Annotated in this window: 2 protein-coding genes; both read right to left on the bottom strand. The window is 29.0% G+C overall.

Annotated features, from left to right (window positions below; genetic code table 11):
- A partial coding sequence (gene deoC, locus B5E87_RS14715) for a deoxyribose-phosphate aldolase (protein WP_087246157.1) occupies positions 1-848 on the bottom strand: 848 nt, incomplete at its 3' end.
- Positions 845-1681, bottom strand: a complete 837-nt coding sequence (locus B5E87_RS14710) for a sugar phosphate isomerase/epimerase family protein (protein ID WP_087246155.1) — start codon at positions 1679-1681, stop codon at positions 845-847. The genes deoC and B5E87_RS14710, both read right to left, overlap by 4 nt.
- Positions 1682-1825 lie beyond the last annotated feature (144 nt).

The following is a 1825-nucleotide window of genomic DNA, read 5'->3' as shown; positions in this document are numbered from 1 at the left end:
GGAAGATTACACCCTAATTGTTTAGCCGTATGCATGATTTGTCCAGCATACAATAATGTCCCTCCAATACCAAATAGGAAGATATTAGAATAACCATCTTCACAGATCTTATCTACAATTTTTTCTACTTCTGGAATTAAATTAACTCCATTTTGATGTTCTGTTCTTACTCTATTTTCATCGAAATTTAACATTTTTGTCCCTCCTTTTATAATTTGAATGGCACTAGTTGCACCAATGACACTTGCTCCTGCTTCAAAAAATTTTTGTGCCTGTTGTAAATGACGGATACCTCCAGATGCTTTGATTTTGACTTCATCTTTTAATATATTTTTCATTAATATAACATCATTTAAATCAGCACCTTTAAAACTTCTTCCTGTTGATGTTTTTAAAAAAGCCGGCTTCACTCTTTTGGCTATTTTACATATCTCTTCCTTTATTTCTTCTCGACCGTCTAATTTACACATTTCAACAATCACTTTTTCTTGTATATTATGTTTTATACAAAATTGATGAATTGTACTCATTTCTTCTTCAATTTTGTCAAGATCACCTTTTTCAACATGATCTTGATTTAAAACGTAATCAATTTCTTGAAAACCATAAGATGCATATGTCTTAAACATTTCTAATTTCTCATTCAAAGTCATTTTTCCTTCAGGAAAATCTATAGCTCCAGCAATAATACAATCTTTATTTTTTAAATAATCTTTAGCATAATCATATTCTTCTTTATTCCTTGCAAATATGCAACGAAATTGATATTGGATAGCTTTATCTAAATAAGTTTGAAAACTATCGTTTTCATCTCTGATATAATCAATTTTTTGACTGATTGATTTCATTTTGGTCTCCATTGATTGAATAATTCTATGCATTTTTGATCTGCTAAATGAGGTTGTTGATAATACATCTGATTAACAATTTCAAAAGAAAGATAGCCTTGATAATCATATTGATGAAGGATATCTAAATCTTCACACATATTTCTATTTCCATCACCCCATGCCATATGTCCTACTGGATTTCCATCCACAAAATGACAATGAATAATTCTAGATCCAAAGGTTTCAAAATAGTCTTTGATTGTCTCGTTAGCTTTTGCCATAGCACCTAAATCTAAACATATTTTTAAATTTTCATGATTAACTAATTCTAAATAATCTTTCAAATCAGAAATTGTGTTTACAAGTAAAGATTCTCTTGGTTGTAATGCTTCTATCGCAAGAGGTATTCCTTGAATTTGTGCATATTCTGCAAGTTTTCTCATCATCTGAGCACTTCTTGTTCTTGCTTCTTCAAGATTTTCTGATAAATATGCCCATCCACTTGTGACAACTACTTGATGGGCATTGAGAAAATGTGCAATATCTATAGCATTTTTAAAATAATGATAGACTCTTTTTTGTTCATCTTCATGTTTTGCTGCCATATTATTTGGTTTAGGGTTTGTTTGTTCAGGACAAACACCAATAATTTTAATATCATATTTTTTTTCTAATTCTTTTAAGATTTGAATATCATCATATTGTTGATAATCTAAATAAAAATGCATTGGTCCACTCCATAATTCTACATTTCTAAAACCATTTTCATGTGCACTTTTAAAAAAATCTTCTAATGTATAAAATCTATGATGACAATTCATTGCTGATACTTCCATAATATTACCTTTCATTTTAGAGAAGATAAAAATCTAACTCTTTCATTAATAATCTAAAGCTTTATAATAACGTCTGATATCAATTGGATGACGTCTACAATGTTCTAAATGTACATTTAATCTCATAAATGCTGATCTCATCATGATTGGTGATAGGAT

Origin of the sequence: Massilimicrobiota sp. An142, from assembly GCF_002160725.1 — a bacterium.
Taxonomy (GTDB): Bacteria; Bacillota_I; Bacilli_A; order Erysipelotrichales; family Coprobacillaceae; genus Allocoprobacillus; species Allocoprobacillus merdigallinarum.
The sequence above is the reverse complement of the archived record's forward strand: the minus strand, read 5'-3'. Positions and strand labels throughout refer to the sequence as shown.

Excerpts from the sequence above, each read along its gene's own strand:
- B5E87_RS14710 (WP_087246155.1), bottom strand. The coding sequence starts at position 1,681 with ATGAAAGGTAATATTATGGAAGTATCAGCAATGAATTGTCATCATAGA.